Genomic DNA, 16,818 nt, shown 5'->3' with positions numbered 1-16,818 from the left:
CAGATTCTGCCCCAAACGTATGTCCAGGAGGCAGAACTGGCAATCGACTGCCCCGGCCGAAGCCCTAGCGTTGCGGGGGTACGAGATCCGGCCACGGCGCGCGTGCGCGCCGCCCGTGTCGCCCGTACCTCGCCCGTACGCACTCCCTGCCCCGCCGCCGTATCGATCTGCCCGCCCGCCGGGCCCCAGAAGCTGGAGAAACCCCTTTGGTCGCCATCGACACCCCGGCCGGGGCCCCTCCCCGGGGACCCGGCCGAGCGCTCGCGCGCCGGTTCTCCCCGCAGACCGTCGGCATGGCGGCGCTGGTGGTGACCGTGGCGATCTGGGCGGCCTTCGCGCTCAGCGCCCGCGCCCTGAGCGCCTCCTCGCTGCTGCCGGCCGATGCCGCCCTGCTGCGCTTCGGCGTACCGCTCCTGCTGCTGGCCCCCGCCCTGTGGCGTCGCCGCCGGCGCATCGCGGCGGTGCGGCCCGGACCGGCCGTCAAGATCGTCTGCGGGGCCGGAGTGCCCTTCTTCCTCGCCGCGATGCACGGCGGCTCCCTCACCTCCGCCGCCTTCGTCGGCTCGATCGTGCCCGGCATGGTCCCGCTCTTCGTCACCGCGCTCATGGTCGCGCGCGGGCACCGCGCGCCCCGCGGCGCTCAGGCGGCCGGTCTCGCGCTCATCGCGGTCGGTGTCGCGGTCCTTGTCTGGCGCTACGTCGTTCCCGTGGACACCGACGTCATGGAAGGCGCGGGCACGCTCCTGGTCGCCAGCGGCCTCTGGGCGCTGTACACGGTGGGGCTCAAGGAGGTCGACCTCGACCCCGTCGGCTCCATCGGCCTGCTCTGCCTGCCCTCCTTCGTGATCATCGCGGTCCTCGTGCTGACCGGAGCCCTTCCCACCGGCCTCGCCCACGCCGCCGGATCCGACATCGCCCTCTTCTTCGTCGTGCAGGGACTCGGGGTCGGCCTCTGCGCCGGCCTGCTGTACGCCTTCGCCATCCGCAGGCTCGGCGCCGAGCGCAGCGCCGTGATGGGCAGCCTCAGCCCCGTCGCCGTCGTCCTGCTCGCCGTTCCGGTGCTGGGGGAGTCGCCGACCGCCGCCGTGCTGGTCGGCGTACCGCTGATCACCACCGGCGTCGTCCTCGCCAACCGCCGTCCCCGCACCCGCCCCCGACCGGAGATCCCCGCAGATGCTTGAGCTGCTCCCGCCACCGCCCGCGGACCCGCTGTGGGCGCTGACCGACGCCTTCGGCGCCGACGAACGGGCCGAACGGCTCGACCTCGTCCTCGGCGTCTACCGTGACGAAACCGGCCGCACCCCCGTCATGGCCGCCGTGCGCGAGGCCGAGATACGCCTCGCCGAACGCTCGCCGTCCAAGGAGTACCGGGGACTCTCCGGCAACACCGCCTTCAACCGGGCCGTGCTCTCCATGGTGCTCGGCTCCGCGCCCGGTGGTCCGGCCGAACGGGCCGCGGCCGTCCAGACCGTCGCCGGATCGGGCTCCCTGCGCCTGCTGGCCGACCTGATCCACCGCACCCGCCCCGGCGCGACCGTGTGGATCAGCGAACCGGCGTACGTCAACCACCGGCCCATCCTGGAGGCCGCCGGGCTGACGGTGCGCGGCTTCGGCTGGCGCGACGCCGAGGGCCGCTTCGACACGGAGGGCGTGCTGCGCGAACTGGCCGGCGCCGGGCGCGAGGACGTCGTCCTCCTCCAAGGCTGCTGCCACAACCCCACCGGGGTGGACCCGCGGCCCGAGGACTGGCGCGCGCTCGCGGACTCGGCCGCCGACAGGGGCTGGATCCCCTTCGTCGACCTCGCCTACCACGGGCTCGGCGACGGCCTGGAAGCCGACCTGCTGGCCACCAGGACGCTGGCCGCGCGCGTGCCGGAGGTACTGATCGCGGTCAGCTGTTCGAAGAACTTCGGCCTCTACAGCGACCGCGTGGGCGCCGCCATCGTCATCGGGGCTTCGGCCGGAGCGGCACGGCACGCCGAGACGGCCCTGCAGAACGCCGCCCGGACCCAGTACTCCATGCCCCCCGAACACGGCGCGGCCGTCGTCACGACGATCCTGGAGGACGACGGGCTACGGGCCTCCTGGCGCGCGGAACTGGAGCTGATGCGCACCAGGATCACCACCCACCGGGCCGCGCTGGCCGCCGGCCTCAGCGCCCTGGGCCGGGCCGAGGAAGCCCGCACGCTCGCCCGGCAGAAGGGGATGTTCTCGATGCTCTCCCTGACGGAGCAACAGATGCTGCGGCTGCGCACGGAGTTCGCCATCTACGGCACGGCCGCCGGGCGCCTGAACATCGCGGGCATACCGGAACACCGCATCCCCTGCCTCGCGCGCGGCATCGCGGCGGTCACGGGGCCCTGAGCGGCCGGCGGCATCGCCGCGCTCCGGCGTCACGCCTGGGCGGTGGGCCGTACGACGATCTCGTTCACGTCCACCTCGGCGGGCTGCTCGATGGCGAAGGCGATGGCCCGGGCGATCGCCTCCGGCGGGATGGCGATCCGGTCCCGGGCCTCCACGAGCCGCGCCCGCACCTGTGCGTTCGGCGAGGCTTCGGCGAAGTCCGTACCGATCATCCCGGGGAAGACGGTGGTCACCCGCAGGTGGTCCCCGGCTTCCTGGCGGAGCCCCTCGCAGACGGCGCGCACCGCCAGTTTCGTACCGGCGTACACGGACATCGCCGGCAGGACGCGGTCCGCCGCCGTGGAGGAGGTGGTGACGAAGTGGCCGGCGCCCTGCGCCCGGAAGACGGGCAGCGCGGCGCCGATGCCGTGGAGCACCCCCTTGAGATTGACGTCGACCATGCGGTCCCACTCCTCGACGCGCAGGTCGTCGAGGGGTGAGATCGTCCCGACCCCGGCGTTGGCGATCAGTACGTCCAGGCGCCCGAACCGCTCGCGGGCCAGTGCGACCAGGGCGTGGAGGTCCTCCGGCCGGGTCACGTCGGTGCGGGCGTGCACCGCCGTGCCGCCCGCCCCCTCGATCCGGGCCACCAGACCCGCGAGGAGCTCGGTCCGCCGGGCGCCCAGGACGAGCCGGGCGCCCCGCGCCGCGAGCAGCAGGGCGGTCGCCTCGCCGATTCCGCTGCTGGCGCCCGTGATCGCCACGACCTTGCCCTCGATTCCCGGGGCCCCCGAGGTGCTGGCCGGCGTGCTGGGAGACGTACTGGGCGATGTGCTGACCGACATGGTGGATTCCTCGTCCCTGTGCCTGCGGTGCCGGACGAACGCCCGGACCGACCACCAGTCTGTGGGCCCGTTAACCTGGTATCCAGAGCCCGTTTATTCTGGAACCAGGAGTGCCATCCACCATGCAGCAGGAGCCCGAGCGACGCCGTGAGCTGGGCGTCTTCCTCCGCAGCCGGCGGGAACGGATCACCCCCGGGGACGTCGGTCTCCCGCGAACGGGCCGACGCCGCACCCCGGGACTGCGCCGGGAGGAACTCGCACTCCTCGCCGGGATGAGCGCCACCTGGTACACGTACCTCGAACAGGGCCGGGACGTCCGCGCCTCCGACCAGGTGCTGGACTCCCTCGCCTCGGTCCTGCGGCTCGACCGCCACGAGCGCGGCCACCTCTTCCGGCTCGCCGGGCACGCGCCAGAGGAGCGGGAGCCGTCGGGGACGGAGCCCGCACCGCCCCCCGCCGCGGTCGCTGCCGTGCCGCACCTGCTCCAGCCGACCCCCGCCTACGTCATCAACGGCACCTACGACGTGCTCAGCCACAACCCGGCCGCCGCGGAGCTCCTGCCGCACCTCGCCACCCCGGCACCGAACCTGGCCCGTTGGGTGTTCCTGGATCCCGCGGCCAAGGAGGTGCTGGTCGAATGGGAAGCGGAGGCGCGGGGTCTGCTCGCGCGGCTGCGGACCCTGGCCGCGAGCCACCCGGGGGACCCGCGGTACCCGCGGCTCGTCGAGGAACTGAACGCGGCGAGCCCGCACGTACGGGCCTGGTGGCCGCAGTACGACCTCCAGGCCCGCCACGGCGGGGTGAAGCGGCTCCGGCACCCGGCGCGCGGGGTGGTCGACTACGCGTACACCGCCTTCCACCTGGCCGAACGGCCCGACCACACGCTGGTCGTGTACGGCGACGGCTGAGGGGGCCTCCGGGGTACGGGCAGGAGCCGGGGTCAGGCGTGGTCGTCCGGGAGCCGGACCAGCTCGGTGAGGCGGCCGCGCAGCCGGGCGAACTCGGCCGAGGCGCGCAGGGCCGGGACGTCGGTGTCCGGGCCGCGGTCCAGGCCGATCGGCAGCTCCGCCACCACCCGCCCGGGACCCGCCGCCATCACCAGGACCCGGGAGCCGAGCAGCACCGCTTCCTCCGCCGAGTGGGTCACGAACAGGACCGTCGTGCCGAACCGCCCGGCCAGGGCGCGGACCTCCTCCTGGAGCCGCTCCCGGGTCAAGGCGTCCAGTGCGGCGAACGGCTCGTCCATCAGCAGGAGTTCGGGCTCGCCGGCCAGTGCGCGGGCGAGCGCCACCCGCTGCTGCTGGCCCCCCGACAGCTCCCAGGTGCGCCGGGCGGCCATGCCCGCGAGCCCGACCCGCTCCAGCAACTGCGTGATCCGCCCTGCCCGTTCGGCCCGCGGCACCCCGTGGCGGGCCAGGGCGAAGCCGATGTTCCCGCCGACCGTGCGCCACGGGAACAGCCGGGGCTGCTGGAACACCACCCCGGCGCCGCCGCCCGGTCGCGGAGCCGCGCCCCGGACCAGGGCGGTCCCGCGGGAGGGTCGCTCGAAACCGGCAACCAGCCGCAGCAGGCTCGTCTTTCCGCAGCCGGACGGGCCGACCAGGACGACGAACTCGCCCGCCCGGATCCGCAGGTCCACGCCCTCCAGCGCGGTCACCGACTGCCGGGCCGAGCCGTAGCGGACCGCTACCCCCGCAAGGTCGACGAGGGCGACGTCCGGCGTGACGGCGTCCGGCTCGACGACGCCCTTCTCAGCGGGCTCAGTTCGTGGCACGGGCCAGCTCCTCCACCGCGAGCGCCCGACCGAAGACCGCCACGTCCGGTACCGCGTCGACCGCCTTCTGCCCCTTGAGGAACACCGCGGCGTCGTGCAGGTTCGCGGCCAGCTTCCCCGGGGCCCCCGGCGTGCCCAGGTAGTCGGGGCCCGCCTGCTCCTTGGCGCTGAGCAGCACCAGTTCCGAGAGCTGGCGCTTCGCCTCGTCCACCGGCAAACCGAGTTCGGCGCCGACGGACTTCGCCGCCTGATCGGGCGCGGTCCGTGCCTGTGCGACGGCCCGGTCCTGCGCCTTGATCCAGGCGGTCACGACCTCGGGGTGCTTCGCGGCGAACGCGTCCGTCACCACGCCGAGGTCGGCGGTGGGCTTGCCCTGCTGGGCGAGCTGGCGGCTGCTGACGAGTACCTTGCCGTCCTTGGCCAACTCGCCGAGCGTCGGCGTCCACACGTACGCGGCGTCGATGTCCCCGCGCTTCCACGCGGCGAGCGCGTCCTGCGGCTGGAGGTCGATGGTCCGCACCGAGGACGGGTCGACCCCGGCCGCGGTGAGGGCGGCGAGCAGCGAGTAGTGGGCGGTCGAGCCGAAGGGGGTGGCCACCTTCTTCCCGACCAGGTCCTTCACCGATCCGATGCCGGGCTTGGCGACGAGCGCCTCGTTGTCCCCGATGAGGTCGTGGATCCACACCACCTTGTAGGGGATGTTCAGCGGCGCGGAGAGCCCCTTGGTCACCGGGCTCGAACCGGCGAGTCCCAGGTCCACCGCCCCCGCGAGGACGGCCGTGTTGACGTCGCCGCCCGACTCGAACTTGACCCAGGTGACGTCGACGTCCGGCAACGCCTGTTCCAGTAGCCGCTGGTTCTTCACGACCAGGTCGGCGTTGGGTATCGCCTGGTAGGCGATCCGGACGGTGGTCCGGCCGCCCGCGTCGCCCGGGTCGCCGCAGGCGGCGGTGGTGGAGGCGGTGAGAGCGATCGCCGCGGCGAGCAGGACGGTCCGGCGGGACGGGAATGCGGGCATGGCTGTGCTCCGTGTGAGGTGTGGGGTGCGAGGTGCGTGGATGGATGTGAGGGCCGTGGTGCGGGGGCGAAGAGGGACGTGGCTGGTGGAGGTGGCGGGGGAGCGGAGGTCAGGACCGGCCGCGCCACGGGACGGCGAGCCGCTCGACCAGCCGGAGCAGGGCGTCCAGGACGATTCCCGACAGGCCGATGGCGAGGATGCCCGTGATCACCAGCGCGGTCTGGTTGTAGCGCTGCGCATCGCGGATCATGCCGCCGATGCCCGGTACGCCGTTGATGGTCTCCGCCGCCACGACGGAGGTGTACGCGACGCCGACGGCGATCCGGACACCGGTGAGGATCTCGGGCAGGGCCGACGGCAGGCGCACGGAGAGCAGGAGCGCCACCGGTCCTGACCCCAAGGCCCGTGCGGCCTCCACCAGTTGCCCGGGGACCGTGCGCACGGCGGCGGCCGTGGCAGCGGCGATCGGCGGCAGTGCGGCGATCACCAGCAACCAGATCTTGGGCGCTTCGTCGATGCCGAACCAGATGACCAGAAGGGACAGGTAGGCCAGCGGCGGCAGCGTCCGCAGGAAGGTCACCGCGGGCTCCAGCACGACGGCCAACGGCCGGACCGTGCCGATCAGCAGGCCGAGCGGAACCCCCGCCAGCACCGCGTACCCCGACCCGGTGGCGATCCGCCCCAGGCTCACCCCGAGGTGCTCGACCAGCAGGTGCCCGCCGACGCCCCGCACCCCGTCGTGGACCGTGGAGGCGCGCACGAACTGGCGCCACACCTCACCGGGCGAGGGCACCAGCACCCGCGGCCACACCCCGGCCGAGACCACCGCCTGCCAGGCGGCGAGGAGCACGGCCAGCGCGACCAGCCGCAGGAGGCCCCAGCGCAGCGCCTCGCGCAGCCGGGCCGACCGGGTCCACCGGGTCCACCGGCCCCGCCCCGCGCCGGGCTCCCCGGGCGCCGGGGTCCGGGCCGCCGGCGCCGAGGGACCGCGGTCCGGTCCGGCCGTCGTCGTGAGCGCGGTCATGCGACGGCCGCCGATCCGGTCAGCGCGCGCAGCCGCGGGGCGACCTCCTCGCCGACCCGGTACGCCTCCTCCAGGTGCGGGTACCCGGACAGGACGAACTCGTCGATGCCCAGGGCCCGGTACTCGGCGAGCCGCGCGGCCACCTCGTCGTGCGAGCCGACCAGTGCGGTCCCGGCCCCCTCCCGCACCAGGCCGATGCCCGCCCACAGGTTCGGCGCCACCGTGAGTCGGGCCGCGTCCGCGACCCCGCCGTGCAGCGCGGTCATCCGGGCCTGCCCGGCGGAGTCCATGGTGGCGAAGCGCTCCTGGGTCGCCCGTACGGCCTCGGGGTCCAGACCGGCCAGGATGCGGTCCGCCTCCGCCCAGGCCTGCGCGGCGGTGTCCCGACTGATGACGTGCAGGCGCAGCCCGAAGCGGACCGTGCGCCCGGCGGCCCGCGCCTTGAGCCGGACCCGCTCGACGCGTGCGGCGACGGCCGACGGCGGCTCCCCCCAAAGGAGTTGGACGTCGGCCTGACGGGCGGCGACCTCCTCGGCCGCGGGCGAGGCCCCACCGAAGTAGAGCGGTACGGGACGGCTCGCATCGGGATCGGACAGCCGGGCCGCCTCGATCCTCAGGTGGTCCCCCTCGTGGTCCACCGATGTGCCGTCGAGCAGGGCCCGGACCACCGTCATCACCTCTTCGGTGCGTGCGTAGCGGTCGTCGTGTCCCAACAGGTCCCCGTACGCACGCTGTTCGGCCGGGTCACCGCCGGTGACCACGTTGAGCGCCAGCCGCCCACCCGCGAACCGGCGGAAGGCGTCGGCCTGTTGGGCCACCAGGGTGGGGCTGGCCAAACCGGCGCGGAAGGCCACGAGGAAGCCGATGCGCGTCGTGTGCTGGGCGAGGGCGGTGGTGAGGATCCACGGGTCCACGCAGCCGAGGCCCACGGGCGCGAGCAGCGAATGGAAGCCGGCCTGCTCCGCGGCGCGGGCCACCTGGGCGAGGTAGGGGACATCGGCGGGGCGCCGGGTGGCGGCCCCGGTGCGGCCCTGCACCGCGGTGACGCCGCCGGGGTCGCGGCCGTCCCCGCCGGTGGGCAGGAACCAGTGGAGCAGGAGGGGGTTTCGCGGCATGGGAGGACCTCGGAGGAGGAGCGGCGCAGCATGTGCCGAGGCCGCGCGGCGGCGGCAGTGACACGTGTACGCGGACAGGAGGGGAGCGGGGCGCGGGAGCAGACGGATTCCGGCGCGCGGCGCAGCGCACGCGAGGGCGTGCGGAAGCTGCGGACCGGAGACGAAGGGCGGCGCGGAGCGGATGGGCGCGCCAGCGGGGCGCCCGCGTCCGTACGGTGTCAGGAGCGGCGGATCAGGGGATCAACAGCCGTGCGTACGGGAGGAGTCGGCCCGACAGAGCATGGTCGAGACACGCAGCAGATCCACGTGACGACGCGATACGAGTACGGGGGCCATGGCTGCATCCTGTCGGTGCGGAGCGGGCCGGGGCAAGCGCCGTCCGTATGTTGATCGGATCCGTTCCGGATGGTGGGACGCCCGCAGGCGGCGGTCCCGGGCCCGGGCGTCGCGGGGTGTCCGAAGATCGCGCCCCGTCGCGGGGACGGGGGGTAGCCTGCCGTCCGACCAGGTGGGGGACGCGCATGCAGGCAGGGATAGGGCCGGGGCACACCCTGGCCCGGGGGCGGTACGTGATCGAGGAACTCATCGGTGAAGGGGGCATGGCCGCCGTCCACCGGGCCCGCGACACCGCCCTCGACCGACCGGTCGCGGTCAAGACGATGAACGCCGCCGTCGCCGCCGACGCGTCCAGCCGCGAGCGCTTCCGCCGCGAGGCCAGGGCCGTCGCGGCCATCAGCCACGCGGGGGTGGTCGCGGTCCACGACGTCGGCGAGGAGGAGCTGCCGCAGGGGCGGGTCCCGTACATCGTGATGGAGTACGTCGAGGGGCGGACCCTCGGTCACTGGGTACCGGACGTTCCCGGTGGCCTACCGCTGGCCGATGCCCTGGGGCTCGTCTCCGCGGTCCTCGCCGCGCTGGCCGCCAGCCACGCGCGCGGGATGGTCCACCGCGACATCAAACCGGCCAACGTGATGGTGGGCGTGGACGGTTCGGTCAAGGTCATGGACTTCGGCATCGCGCGCGCCCTCGACCAGCAGGCCACGGCGCTCACCGGTACCGGATTCACCGTCGGCACCCCGCACTACATGTCGCCGGAGCAGTTCGAGCCCGGCCGGCCCGTCGACGGCCGCTCCGACCTGTACGCCGTCGGGATCGTCCTCTTCCAACTGCTCACCGGAGCGGTTCCCTTCGACGCGGACTCGGGCTTCCGGATCGGCTACCAGCACGTGACCGCCGTGCCGCCCGCCCTCGCGGACATGGACGCGCACCAGCCGCCCGAGGTCGAGGCACTGATCGCGCGGGCCCTGGCGAAGGACCCGGCGGACCGGTTCCCCGACGCGGACGCGATGAGGGAAGAGGTCGACCGGATCCGCGAGCGGGCGGTCGCGGGCGCGGGCGCGGGTGCCGGTGCCGGTGTCGGTGCGGGCGTTGGCGGGGGCGCGGGTGCCGGTGTCGTTGCGGACGTCGGTGCAGGCGTCGGTGCGGGTGTGGGGCCGGGCGATTCCGGCCGCGGCTACGTGCCCACCCGCGTGGAGCCCTCGGCCGGCGGCGGTGTCCTGCGGACCCTGCGGGCCCTTCGGCAGCGGCGCTGGCTGCTCGCCCGCGCACCCGCCGTGGCCCTCGTCGCGGGGATCCTCGCCGTCCCCGCCCTGTACCGGGACGGGGCGACGCTGCTGCGGTGGACCGCCCTCGGCCTCGGCCTGCTCGGCTGCCGGCTGGCCGCCGGTGCGGGCGCCCCGTGGACCGCCGGGGGCCGCGACCCCGGAACCCTCGTCGCGAAGGCCGTGGCGTTCGTCGCGCTGCTGGTCAGTGCCTCGGCCGGGGTCGCGGTGCTCATGAAGCTACTGCTGGGCTGACCCGACCGTCACCGCGTCGCCGGTCCTGACCGTGCCCGGTTCCAGTACCTCCGCGTACACGCCCAGGCAGGCGAGCGCGCCGAGGGTGAGCACGGGGACCCGGTGCTCGCGGGCCACGGCGCGCATGACGCCCGGATCGGCCGGCAGCTCGTCGTGCCCCAGGGTCGGGACCGCGCAGCGGGGCGTGGGCACGGTGACCCGGAGGAGCACCCGCCCGACGCGCATCGTCGCACCCGCCCAGGAGTCCTCGGGGAAACCGTCGACGTCGGGGACGTCCACGACCAGGTTCGGCCGGAAGCGGCGGGGGTCGAAGTCCCCCGCGGGGTGGAGCCCCCGCAGTCGCCGCAGGCTCGCCGTGGTGACGAGGTGGACGGCGCCGAAGTCGAAGAAGGTGCCGGGGGCGACCCGCCCCGAGGTGATGGTCGAGCCGGTCCCGTCCACGACGGCGCCGGCGCGCAGGACGTCCGGGACTCCGCCCGGGTACTCCGGAACCGCCCGCTCCAGGGTCCCGTGCTCCGGCGGTACGTCGGACACGTGCACCGGGCGGCCCAGCAGCCGGGAGAGTCGGGCGTCCAGTTCCGCGTCCCCCGCCGACAGGATCGTGCCGTCCGGCAGCTCCACCCGGGCCGCAGCGGCCGCTTCGGCCCCTTCGGACGCTCCGCTCCCGACGAGCCGACTGCGGCAGTGCAGCAGCTCGCCCCACTTGCGGGGGTGCTTCGCGCTGCCGACGGCGCCCGACCCGTCGAGCACGGCGAACCGGCGGTCCCCGGTCAGGCCCCGCGCCGTCACCTCCGCACGCGTGAGCTGTTCGCCGAGCATGGACTTCACCGGGTACCGGTACAACGCCGCCACTGTTCCCATCGGAGGATTATCGGGCGGCGCCGCGCCGGTGATCCTCCAGGGTGCCCGCGGGGGTGCCCGTACCCCTGTACCGGGAGGTCGCGTATGTCGTATGTTGACTGAAACTTCAGTTAGGGGCACGATGCGCGCAGGTCATTGCCGCACCGTTGAGAGAGCCACCGCATGTACGAACAGCTCCCCGGCGCACAGCCCGCACCCGCGGCGCTGTCCGCCGACGACCCCTACGAGATCGGGGGCTACCGCCTCCACGCGCGTCTCGGCTCCGGTGGCATGGGGGTGGTCTACCTGGCCTACACGCCCGGGGGCCGCCCCGTCGCGCTGAAGGCCGTCCGCAGGGAGTTCGCGGCGGACCCCGAGTTCCGTGAGCGGTTCGCCCAGGAAGTGGCCAGCGCCCGGCGGATCCACGGCCTGTTCACGGCCCAGGTGGTCGACTCCGGGGCCGATGACCGCACGCCCTGGCTCGCCACGGCCTACGTACCCGGCCCCTCGTTGCACGAGGTCGTGCGGCGCCACGGGCCCCTGCCGGTGCGCACGGTCCTGCTGCTCGTCGCGGGTATAGCCGAGGCGCTCCAGGCGATCCACGAGGTGGGCGTGGTCCACCGCGACCTCAAGCCCGCCAACGTACTCATCGCGGGGGACGGCCCCCGGGTGATCGACTTCGGCATCGCGCGCGCCGCCGACGCCGCCGCCCTGACCGGTACGGGGCTGCGGATCGGCACCGCGGCCTTCATGGCGCCCGAGCAGGCGCTGGGGCTCCAGGTGACGCCGGCCGCCGACGTCTTCGCGCTCGGAACGCTGATCGGGTACGTGGCCGGCGGCGCGCCGCCCTTCGGCAACGGACCGGAGTCCAGCGCCCTGTACCGCGTGGTCCACGAGCACCCCGACCTCAGCCACGTCCCCGTGGACCTGCACGCACTGGTCTCCTGGTGCCTGGCCAAGCGCCCCGAGGACCGGCCCTCGACCACCGAACTGATCGAGTACGTGCACGGGCACCCGGTGGTGGGCCCGCGCCCGGAGTTCACCGACGGCTGGCTGCCCCGGCCGATCGGGGACGAGGTCGGCGGCCGGGAGGGCGGCGGGTGGCCGGCGCCGGTCCACCTCCAGGAGACCCGGGCGGCCTCCGTAGCTGCGCCCCCGGGGCCCGGCGCCCGGCCCGCCGGCCCGGCGCCGGTGCCCACCGCGGTCCCCGCCGCCGTGCCCGCTGCCGCCCCCACCGAGGTCCGCACCCGGGTGCAGCCGCCGGCCCGGTTCTCGGACCCCGCTGCCCGGCCGCCCCACACCCTCGCCCACACCCCCGCCCCCACCCACACCCCCGATCCGGCCCCTGGCTCCGGTCGGCGGTCGGCGGGCCGGGGGAGGCGGCTCCCCGCCGTCGCCCTCGCGGTGGCCGCCACGCTGCTCACCTGCGCCGGAGTCGTCTACTACCTGGAGGACCCCACGGGGGCCGAGGCGGGCGAGGAAGTGGGTACGGACGTGGGTACGAGTGCGGGTACGGGCACGGGTGCGGTCGAGAGCCCGCGTCCTCCGTCGGCCAAGTCCACACCCACACCCGCACCCACGGCCCCCGGCTACCTGCCGGGCTACGCCAAGGCGCGGCTCACGGCGCCCGACGCCGGCTACGAGTTCGACCTGAGGACGGGGAAGGTCGTGGCCACGGAAACGGCCACCTGGTACCTCGCCCGCGACAGCCAGGCCTTCCTGCCCTCCGAGGAGTCCGACGCCTTCATGGCCGATCCCGGTGCCGCGGAGCTGACGCCCGCCGACTGCGTGCGCGGCATCGACACCCGACCGGTGTCCGCCCTGCCGTTCGGCGCGCTCACCAAGGCGCGGCCGTTCTGCGTACGCAGTCCGGACCGCACGGAGATCGCGATCGTACGGCTCGTGGAGGCGGCCGCCGGCGGCTCCGTCACGATCGTCGTGGACCAGTACCGCCGGGCCTGAGCCGGCCCCGCCCGGCGCGATCTCGCCTGCCGGAAGGCGCGGCTCCGTCGTACCGACCCGGCCGCTCGCCCCTCGCCCGAACCGGAGCCCTTGACAACTGGCCTTGATCTTGACTCCAGTTGCACGACACGACTGCCGCGGGCGGGGTGGCACGGCCGGCGGCAGCACACACCGAAGGGGGCGATCGGCGCATGACCGAGCCTGAGAGCGCGGGACACGACTACGACGTGGTCATCAGCGGAGCCGGCCTCGCGGGCAGTACGGCGGCGATCCTCCTCGCCCGACGCGGCGTCCGCGTCGTCCTGCTGGAACGGCGCTCGGACCCCGGGGCGTACAAGGTGCTCTGCACCCACTCCATCACGGCCAACGCCTACCCGGTGCTCGACGAACTCGGCCTCGTCCGCGCCATCGAGGAAGCGGGAGCCGTGCGCAACGAAGCCCGCTGGTACACCCGTTGGGGCTGGATCGAGCCGAAGGCCGCGTCGGGGGGTCCCGAGCTGCCGTACGCGTACAACATCCGGCGCAGCACCCTCGACCCGCTGATCAGGTCGCACGCGGCGCGGACCCCCGGCGTCGATTTGCTGCTCGGACACCGGGTGACCGGGCTGGTCCAGGAGGCGGGGCGGACCGTGGGGGTGCGCGCGTCGACCCCGCAGGGGGAGCGGGAGATCCGGGCCCGGCTGGTGGTGGGCGCCGACGGCAAGGACTCGGCCGTGGCGAAGCTCGCCGGGATGCCGGGCCAGGAGCACGAGAACGCGCGCTTCGGCTACCTCGCGCACTTCCGCGACCTCCCGCTGCGCGACGGGATCGGTCACACCTGGTTCCTCGAACCCGACATGGCCTACGCCTTCCCCAGCGACGACGGGGTGACCGTCCTCGCGGTCCTTCCGGACAAGAAGCGGTTGCCGGCCTTCCGGGACGACCTGGAGGGCAGCTTCCTCGATTTCGTGCGCGCCCTGCCCGAGGCGCCGCCCATCGACTCCGCCGAGCGCGTCTCGAAGATCATCGGTACCGTCGACTACCCGCTGCACAGCCGCCGGCCGACCGCCCCGGGCATCGCGCTCATCGGCGACGCCGCCCTGACCGGCGACCCCCTGTGGGGAGTGGGCTGCGGGTGGGCCCTGGAATCGGGCAAGTGGCTGGCCGAAGCCGTCGCCGCGGCCGTCACCGGGCGGGGCGACCTCGACGAGCAGCTGGCCGTGTACGCGCGCAGGCACCGACGCCGGCTGCGCGGCCACCAGCTCCTGGCCGCGGACTTCGCCAAGTCCCGGCCCTTCACCCCCCTGGAGCGGCTGATGTTCTCGGCGGCGGCGCGCGACGCCGCGGTGGCGCGGCACATGCACCTCTTCGCGTCCCGCCTGATCGGCCCGCTGCGCTTCCTGAGCCCGGTGGCCCTGGCCAAGGCCTCGGCCGTCAACATCAAGCGACGCGCGAAGCCCACCGCGGCCGCACCGCGACCGACCTGAGCGGGACCGGGGCGGGGGAGGGGTGTCGGTCCGCTGTCAGGAGGGTGCGGGGGCCTGTCAGTCAGCTGTCGGCGGCGGTCGTGACATTGGAGTCGCAAGGAGCCGGCGTCGTCGCCCACCGACGGCGCCCGGCCCCGCCCGTCATCCGTACGACGGGCCGCCCTCAGGAAGGTGAGCCCCATGAGCCCCACGAGCTCCATGAACCCCATCGTCACTCACGTCACGATCATCGGCGCAGGACTCGGCGGCCTCACGCTCGCCCGGGTCCTGCACCTGCACGGCATCCCGGCCACGATCTACGAGGCGGAGACCACCCCGGCCGTCCGGTCGCAGGGCGGACTGCTCGACATCCATGACTACAACGGGCAACTCGCCATCGAGGCAGCTGACTTGATGGAGGAGTTCCGCGGCCTCGTGCTGGAGGGCCGGCAGGCGATGCGGGTCCTCGACCCGGACGGCACGGTCCTGCACGACGTCCCCGACGACGGCACGGGCGGACGCCCCGAGGTGCATCGCGGCGAGCTGCGCGAGATGCTGCTCGACTCCCTGCCCGCAGGCACCGTCCGCTGGGGCCACAAGGTCAGCGGCGTCCGATCCCTCGGCGGCGGCCGCCACGAGGTGTCGTTCGTGGGTGGTGGCACCGTGGAGACGAGCCTGCTCGTCGGCGCCGACGGCGCCTGGTCGCGGGTCCGGCCGATGCTCACCGCAGCCCTTCCGGAGTACGTCGGCACATCGGTCGTCGAGACCTACCTGTTCGACGCCGACACCCGGCACCCGGCCGCGGCGAAGGCGGTCGGCGGCGGGTCGATGATCGTGCCGAAGGAGGGGCGCGAGATCTTCGCCCACCGGGAACGGGGCGACACCCTGCACGCGTACGTGATGGTGTCCGAGCCGCAGAAGTGGTTCGACGCGATCGACTTCACCGATGCCGCCGCAGCCACCGCGCGGATCGCGGAGGAGTTCGAGGGCTGGGCGCCGGAACTCCGCGCGCTGCTCACGGACGGTGACCTCCCGCCGGTCCTGCGCCCCTTCTACGCCCTGCCGACCGACCACCGGTGGGACCGGGTGCCGGGCGTGACGCTGCTCGGCGACGCCGCCCACCTCGCGCCGCCGAACGGCGAGGGCGCCAACCTGGCCATCCTCGACGGCGCGGAACTCGCCAAGGCCCTCGCCGCCCGCCCCGACGACATCGAGGCCGCACTCGCCGCGTACGAACAGGACATGTTCGCCCGCGGCACCGGGGACCCCTTCTTCGGCGCCCCCGGCGGCGAGGCCGACGGGACGGAGTCGGCCCGCCACACGGCCGAGGGGCTCCTCGCCGCGCTCGCCCAGGAGGACGGACCCCGCTGAGGCGACCGACCGGAGGTCGCCCCGCCCCACCCCGGTCCGGTCAGGCCCGGACGGGGGCGGCCGGTGCCGGTCGAGGATGATGCGGGGATGACTGAGTTCGATGGGGAGCGCGTACTTGCGCTGGTCGGCGGCGAGGGAACAGCCGGGCGGTGCGTGGTGGGTGGGGCCGACGTCGTCATCGGCTCGACCGGAACGCTGATCACCATGGCCGCCGGCGACGCGCCCACCAGGAGCGGCGTCTGGAACGCGCGGGAGGTCCGTCTCGTCGGTCCCGCACCGGAGCCGGTCACCGAGCGGCTCACGGGGCGGCCCCTCGGCGCGGACGGAGGGCCGCTGCCGATCCACATCGCGGTCCGCGCGGCGGAAGGAGCCCTGTACCTGGGCACCGCCTCGCTGTCCCGGGCCGGTACGTGCGACGGAGTTCTCACCGACTGCGAGCTCGTCCTCGACGCCCCTCTCAGCAGGGAGCTCCTCCGCCGGGTGCGCCCACCGCTGCCACCGGTGGGCCTTCCCGGTCTGGAGTGGCTCGGAGAGGTGAACGGCGACCGCGCGGCAGCGCTGGAGAGGTTCCTCACCGGCTGGTACCCGACCGACGGCGAGGCCGGCGCCGTGGCGTCGTCGCGCACGCACGCGGTGTCAGCGCTGCCCGCCGGACTGCGGCAGCTCTACCGCCTGGCGGAACGGCGGCCGGCCGTTCTCGGAGGCCAGAACGCCATCCTCCCCGAGTCGAGCCGGCGGACCGACCAGCTCGGGGAGATGCGCGTCGTCGCCGACGAGAGCCAAGGAGGCTTCTGCTGGTCGCTCCTGTGGACGCTGGAAGGACCCGAGGCCGATCCGACCGTCTGGTTCCGCGAGTTCACCGAGGAGCCGATAGCCGAACAGGAGCCGCTCAGCGGTTTCCTGATCCAGTTCTCCCTCTTCGAGGCATCCATGGGAGCCGACTACCTGGCCACGACCAACAGGCTCACGGCGCCGCAGGTCGAGCAGCTCGGCCAAGCGCTGCGCCTCGTGCCCTTGCGTCCCTTCTGGCCCTGGGCACCCACCCGCTTCTACGTGGCACCGGGCCTCGTCGTGCGCGTCAGCACCAAGGACGGCCGGGAATTCGACGGCTGGGCCGGCGCCACCCACCGGAGCGCCCTGGCCCCGTTGGCCGACCTCCCCATCGACTGGCGCCGCTTCGACGGCTGACCGCCCCGTCGGCGGGTGCCCCGGTGGGTGTCCGGTC

Annotated in this window: 14 protein-coding genes; 8 read left to right on the top strand and 6 right to left on the bottom strand. The window is 74.3% G+C overall.

The genetic code is table 11. From position 1 onward, the window contains the following. Window positions 1-206: 206 nt before the first annotated feature. Both ACIQWR_RS26415 and ACIQWR_RS26410 read left to right on the top strand, forming a co-directional pair. Window positions 207-1,181 carry an EamA family transporter gene (locus tag ACIQWR_RS26415; protein ID WP_404014158.1) on the top strand — a complete coding sequence of 325 codons (975 nt, stop codon included), beginning with the start codon at window positions 207-209 and terminating at the stop codon, window positions 1,179-1,181. Next, entirely contained in the window at window positions 1,174-2,364 is a 1,191-nt protein-coding gene (locus ACIQWR_RS26410) for an aromatic amino acid transaminase (RefSeq protein ID WP_404014155.1), read from the top strand. The genes ACIQWR_RS26415 and ACIQWR_RS26410 overlap by 8 nt, the downstream gene beginning before the upstream one ends. Window positions 2,365-2,393: 29 nt before the next feature. On the opposite strand, the gene ACIQWR_RS26405 is transcribed toward ACIQWR_RS26410, so the two are convergent. Next, window positions 2,394-3,107 carry an SDR family oxidoreductase gene (locus tag ACIQWR_RS26405; protein WP_404014536.1) on the bottom strand — a complete coding sequence of 238 codons (714 nt, stop codon included), beginning with the start codon at window positions 3,105-3,107 and terminating at the stop codon, window positions 2,394-2,396. A 203-nt stretch (window positions 3,108-3,310) separates the two neighbouring features. Between ACIQWR_RS26405 and ACIQWR_RS26400 the strand changes: the two genes are divergently transcribed. Next, window positions 3,311-4,096, top strand: coding sequence for a helix-turn-helix transcriptional regulator (locus tag ACIQWR_RS26400; protein ID WP_404014152.1), 786 nt, complete (start codon window positions 3,311-3,313; stop codon window positions 4,094-4,096). 32 nt (window positions 4,097-4,128) lie between these two features. On the opposite strand, the gene ACIQWR_RS26395 is transcribed toward ACIQWR_RS26400, so the two are convergent. The 4 genes from ACIQWR_RS26395 to ACIQWR_RS26380 form a co-directional block, all read right to left on the bottom strand. Then, entirely contained in the window at window positions 4,129-4,962 is an 834-nt protein-coding gene (locus ACIQWR_RS26395) for an ABC transporter ATP-binding protein (RefSeq protein WP_404014150.1), read from the bottom strand. After that, window positions 4,949-5,980, bottom strand: a complete 1,032-nt coding sequence (locus ACIQWR_RS26390) for an ABC transporter substrate-binding protein (protein ID WP_404014147.1) — start codon at window positions 5,978-5,980, stop codon at window positions 4,949-4,951. The genes ACIQWR_RS26395 and ACIQWR_RS26390 overlap by 14 nt, the downstream gene beginning before the upstream one ends. Window positions 5,981-6,089: 109 nt before the next feature. Then, window positions 6,090-7,004 carry an ABC transporter permease gene (locus ACIQWR_RS26385; RefSeq protein WP_404014144.1) on the bottom strand — a complete coding sequence of 305 codons (915 nt, stop codon included), beginning with the start codon at window positions 7,002-7,004 and terminating at the stop codon, window positions 6,090-6,092. After that, the gene (locus ACIQWR_RS26380; protein ID WP_404014141.1) at window positions 7,001-8,119 is read right to left on the bottom strand and encodes an LLM class flavin-dependent oxidoreductase; all 1,119 of its coding nucleotides are present in this window, start codon (window positions 8,117-8,119) and stop codon (window positions 7,001-7,003) included. Before ACIQWR_RS26380 ends, ACIQWR_RS26385 begins: the two co-directional genes overlap by 4 nt. Before the next feature lie 521 nt (window positions 8,120-8,640). Here ACIQWR_RS26380 and ACIQWR_RS26375 point away from each other — a divergent pair. Next, window positions 8,641-9,975, top strand: coding sequence for a protein kinase (locus ACIQWR_RS26375; protein WP_404014138.1), 1,335 nt, complete (start codon window positions 8,641-8,643; stop codon window positions 9,973-9,975). Here ACIQWR_RS26375 and ACIQWR_RS26370 read toward each other — a convergent pair. Then, window positions 9,961-10,836, bottom strand: coding sequence for an MOSC domain-containing protein (locus ACIQWR_RS26370; protein ID WP_404014135.1), 876 nt, complete (start codon window positions 10,834-10,836; stop codon window positions 9,961-9,963). The two genes, ACIQWR_RS26375 and ACIQWR_RS26370, sit on opposite strands and share 15 nt — an antisense overlap. Window positions 10,837-10,998: 162 nt before the next feature. Here ACIQWR_RS26370 and ACIQWR_RS26365 point away from each other — a divergent pair, with 162 nt between their 5' ends. From ACIQWR_RS26365 to ACIQWR_RS26350, 4 genes are all read left to right on the top strand, one after another. Beyond that, window positions 10,999-12,777, top strand: a complete 1,779-nt coding sequence (locus ACIQWR_RS26365; RefSeq protein ID WP_404014132.1) for a serine/threonine-protein kinase — start codon at window positions 10,999-11,001, stop codon at window positions 12,775-12,777. 191 nt (window positions 12,778-12,968) lie between these two features. Beyond that, complete coding sequence (locus ACIQWR_RS26360; protein WP_404014130.1) at window positions 12,969-14,243, top strand: NAD(P)/FAD-dependent oxidoreductase; 1,275 nt, start codon at window positions 12,969-12,971, stop codon at window positions 14,241-14,243. A gap of 180 nt (window positions 14,244-14,423) precedes the next feature. Next, complete coding sequence (locus ACIQWR_RS26355) at window positions 14,424-15,593, top strand: FAD-dependent oxidoreductase (RefSeq protein ID WP_404014127.1); 1,170 nt, start codon at window positions 14,424-14,426, stop codon at window positions 15,591-15,593. A gap of 87 nt (window positions 15,594-15,680) precedes the next feature. Next, window positions 15,681-16,781, top strand: coding sequence for a hypothetical protein (locus ACIQWR_RS26350; protein ID WP_404014124.1), 1,101 nt, complete (start codon window positions 15,681-15,683; stop codon window positions 16,779-16,781). Window positions 16,782-16,818 lie beyond the last annotated feature (37 nt).

Source organism: Streptomyces sp. NPDC098789, from assembly GCF_044759975.1.
Lineage (GTDB): Bacteria > Actinomycetota > Actinomycetes > Streptomycetales > Streptomycetaceae > Streptomyces.
The sequence above is the reverse complement of the archived record's forward strand: the minus strand, read 5'-3'. Positions and strand labels throughout refer to the sequence as shown.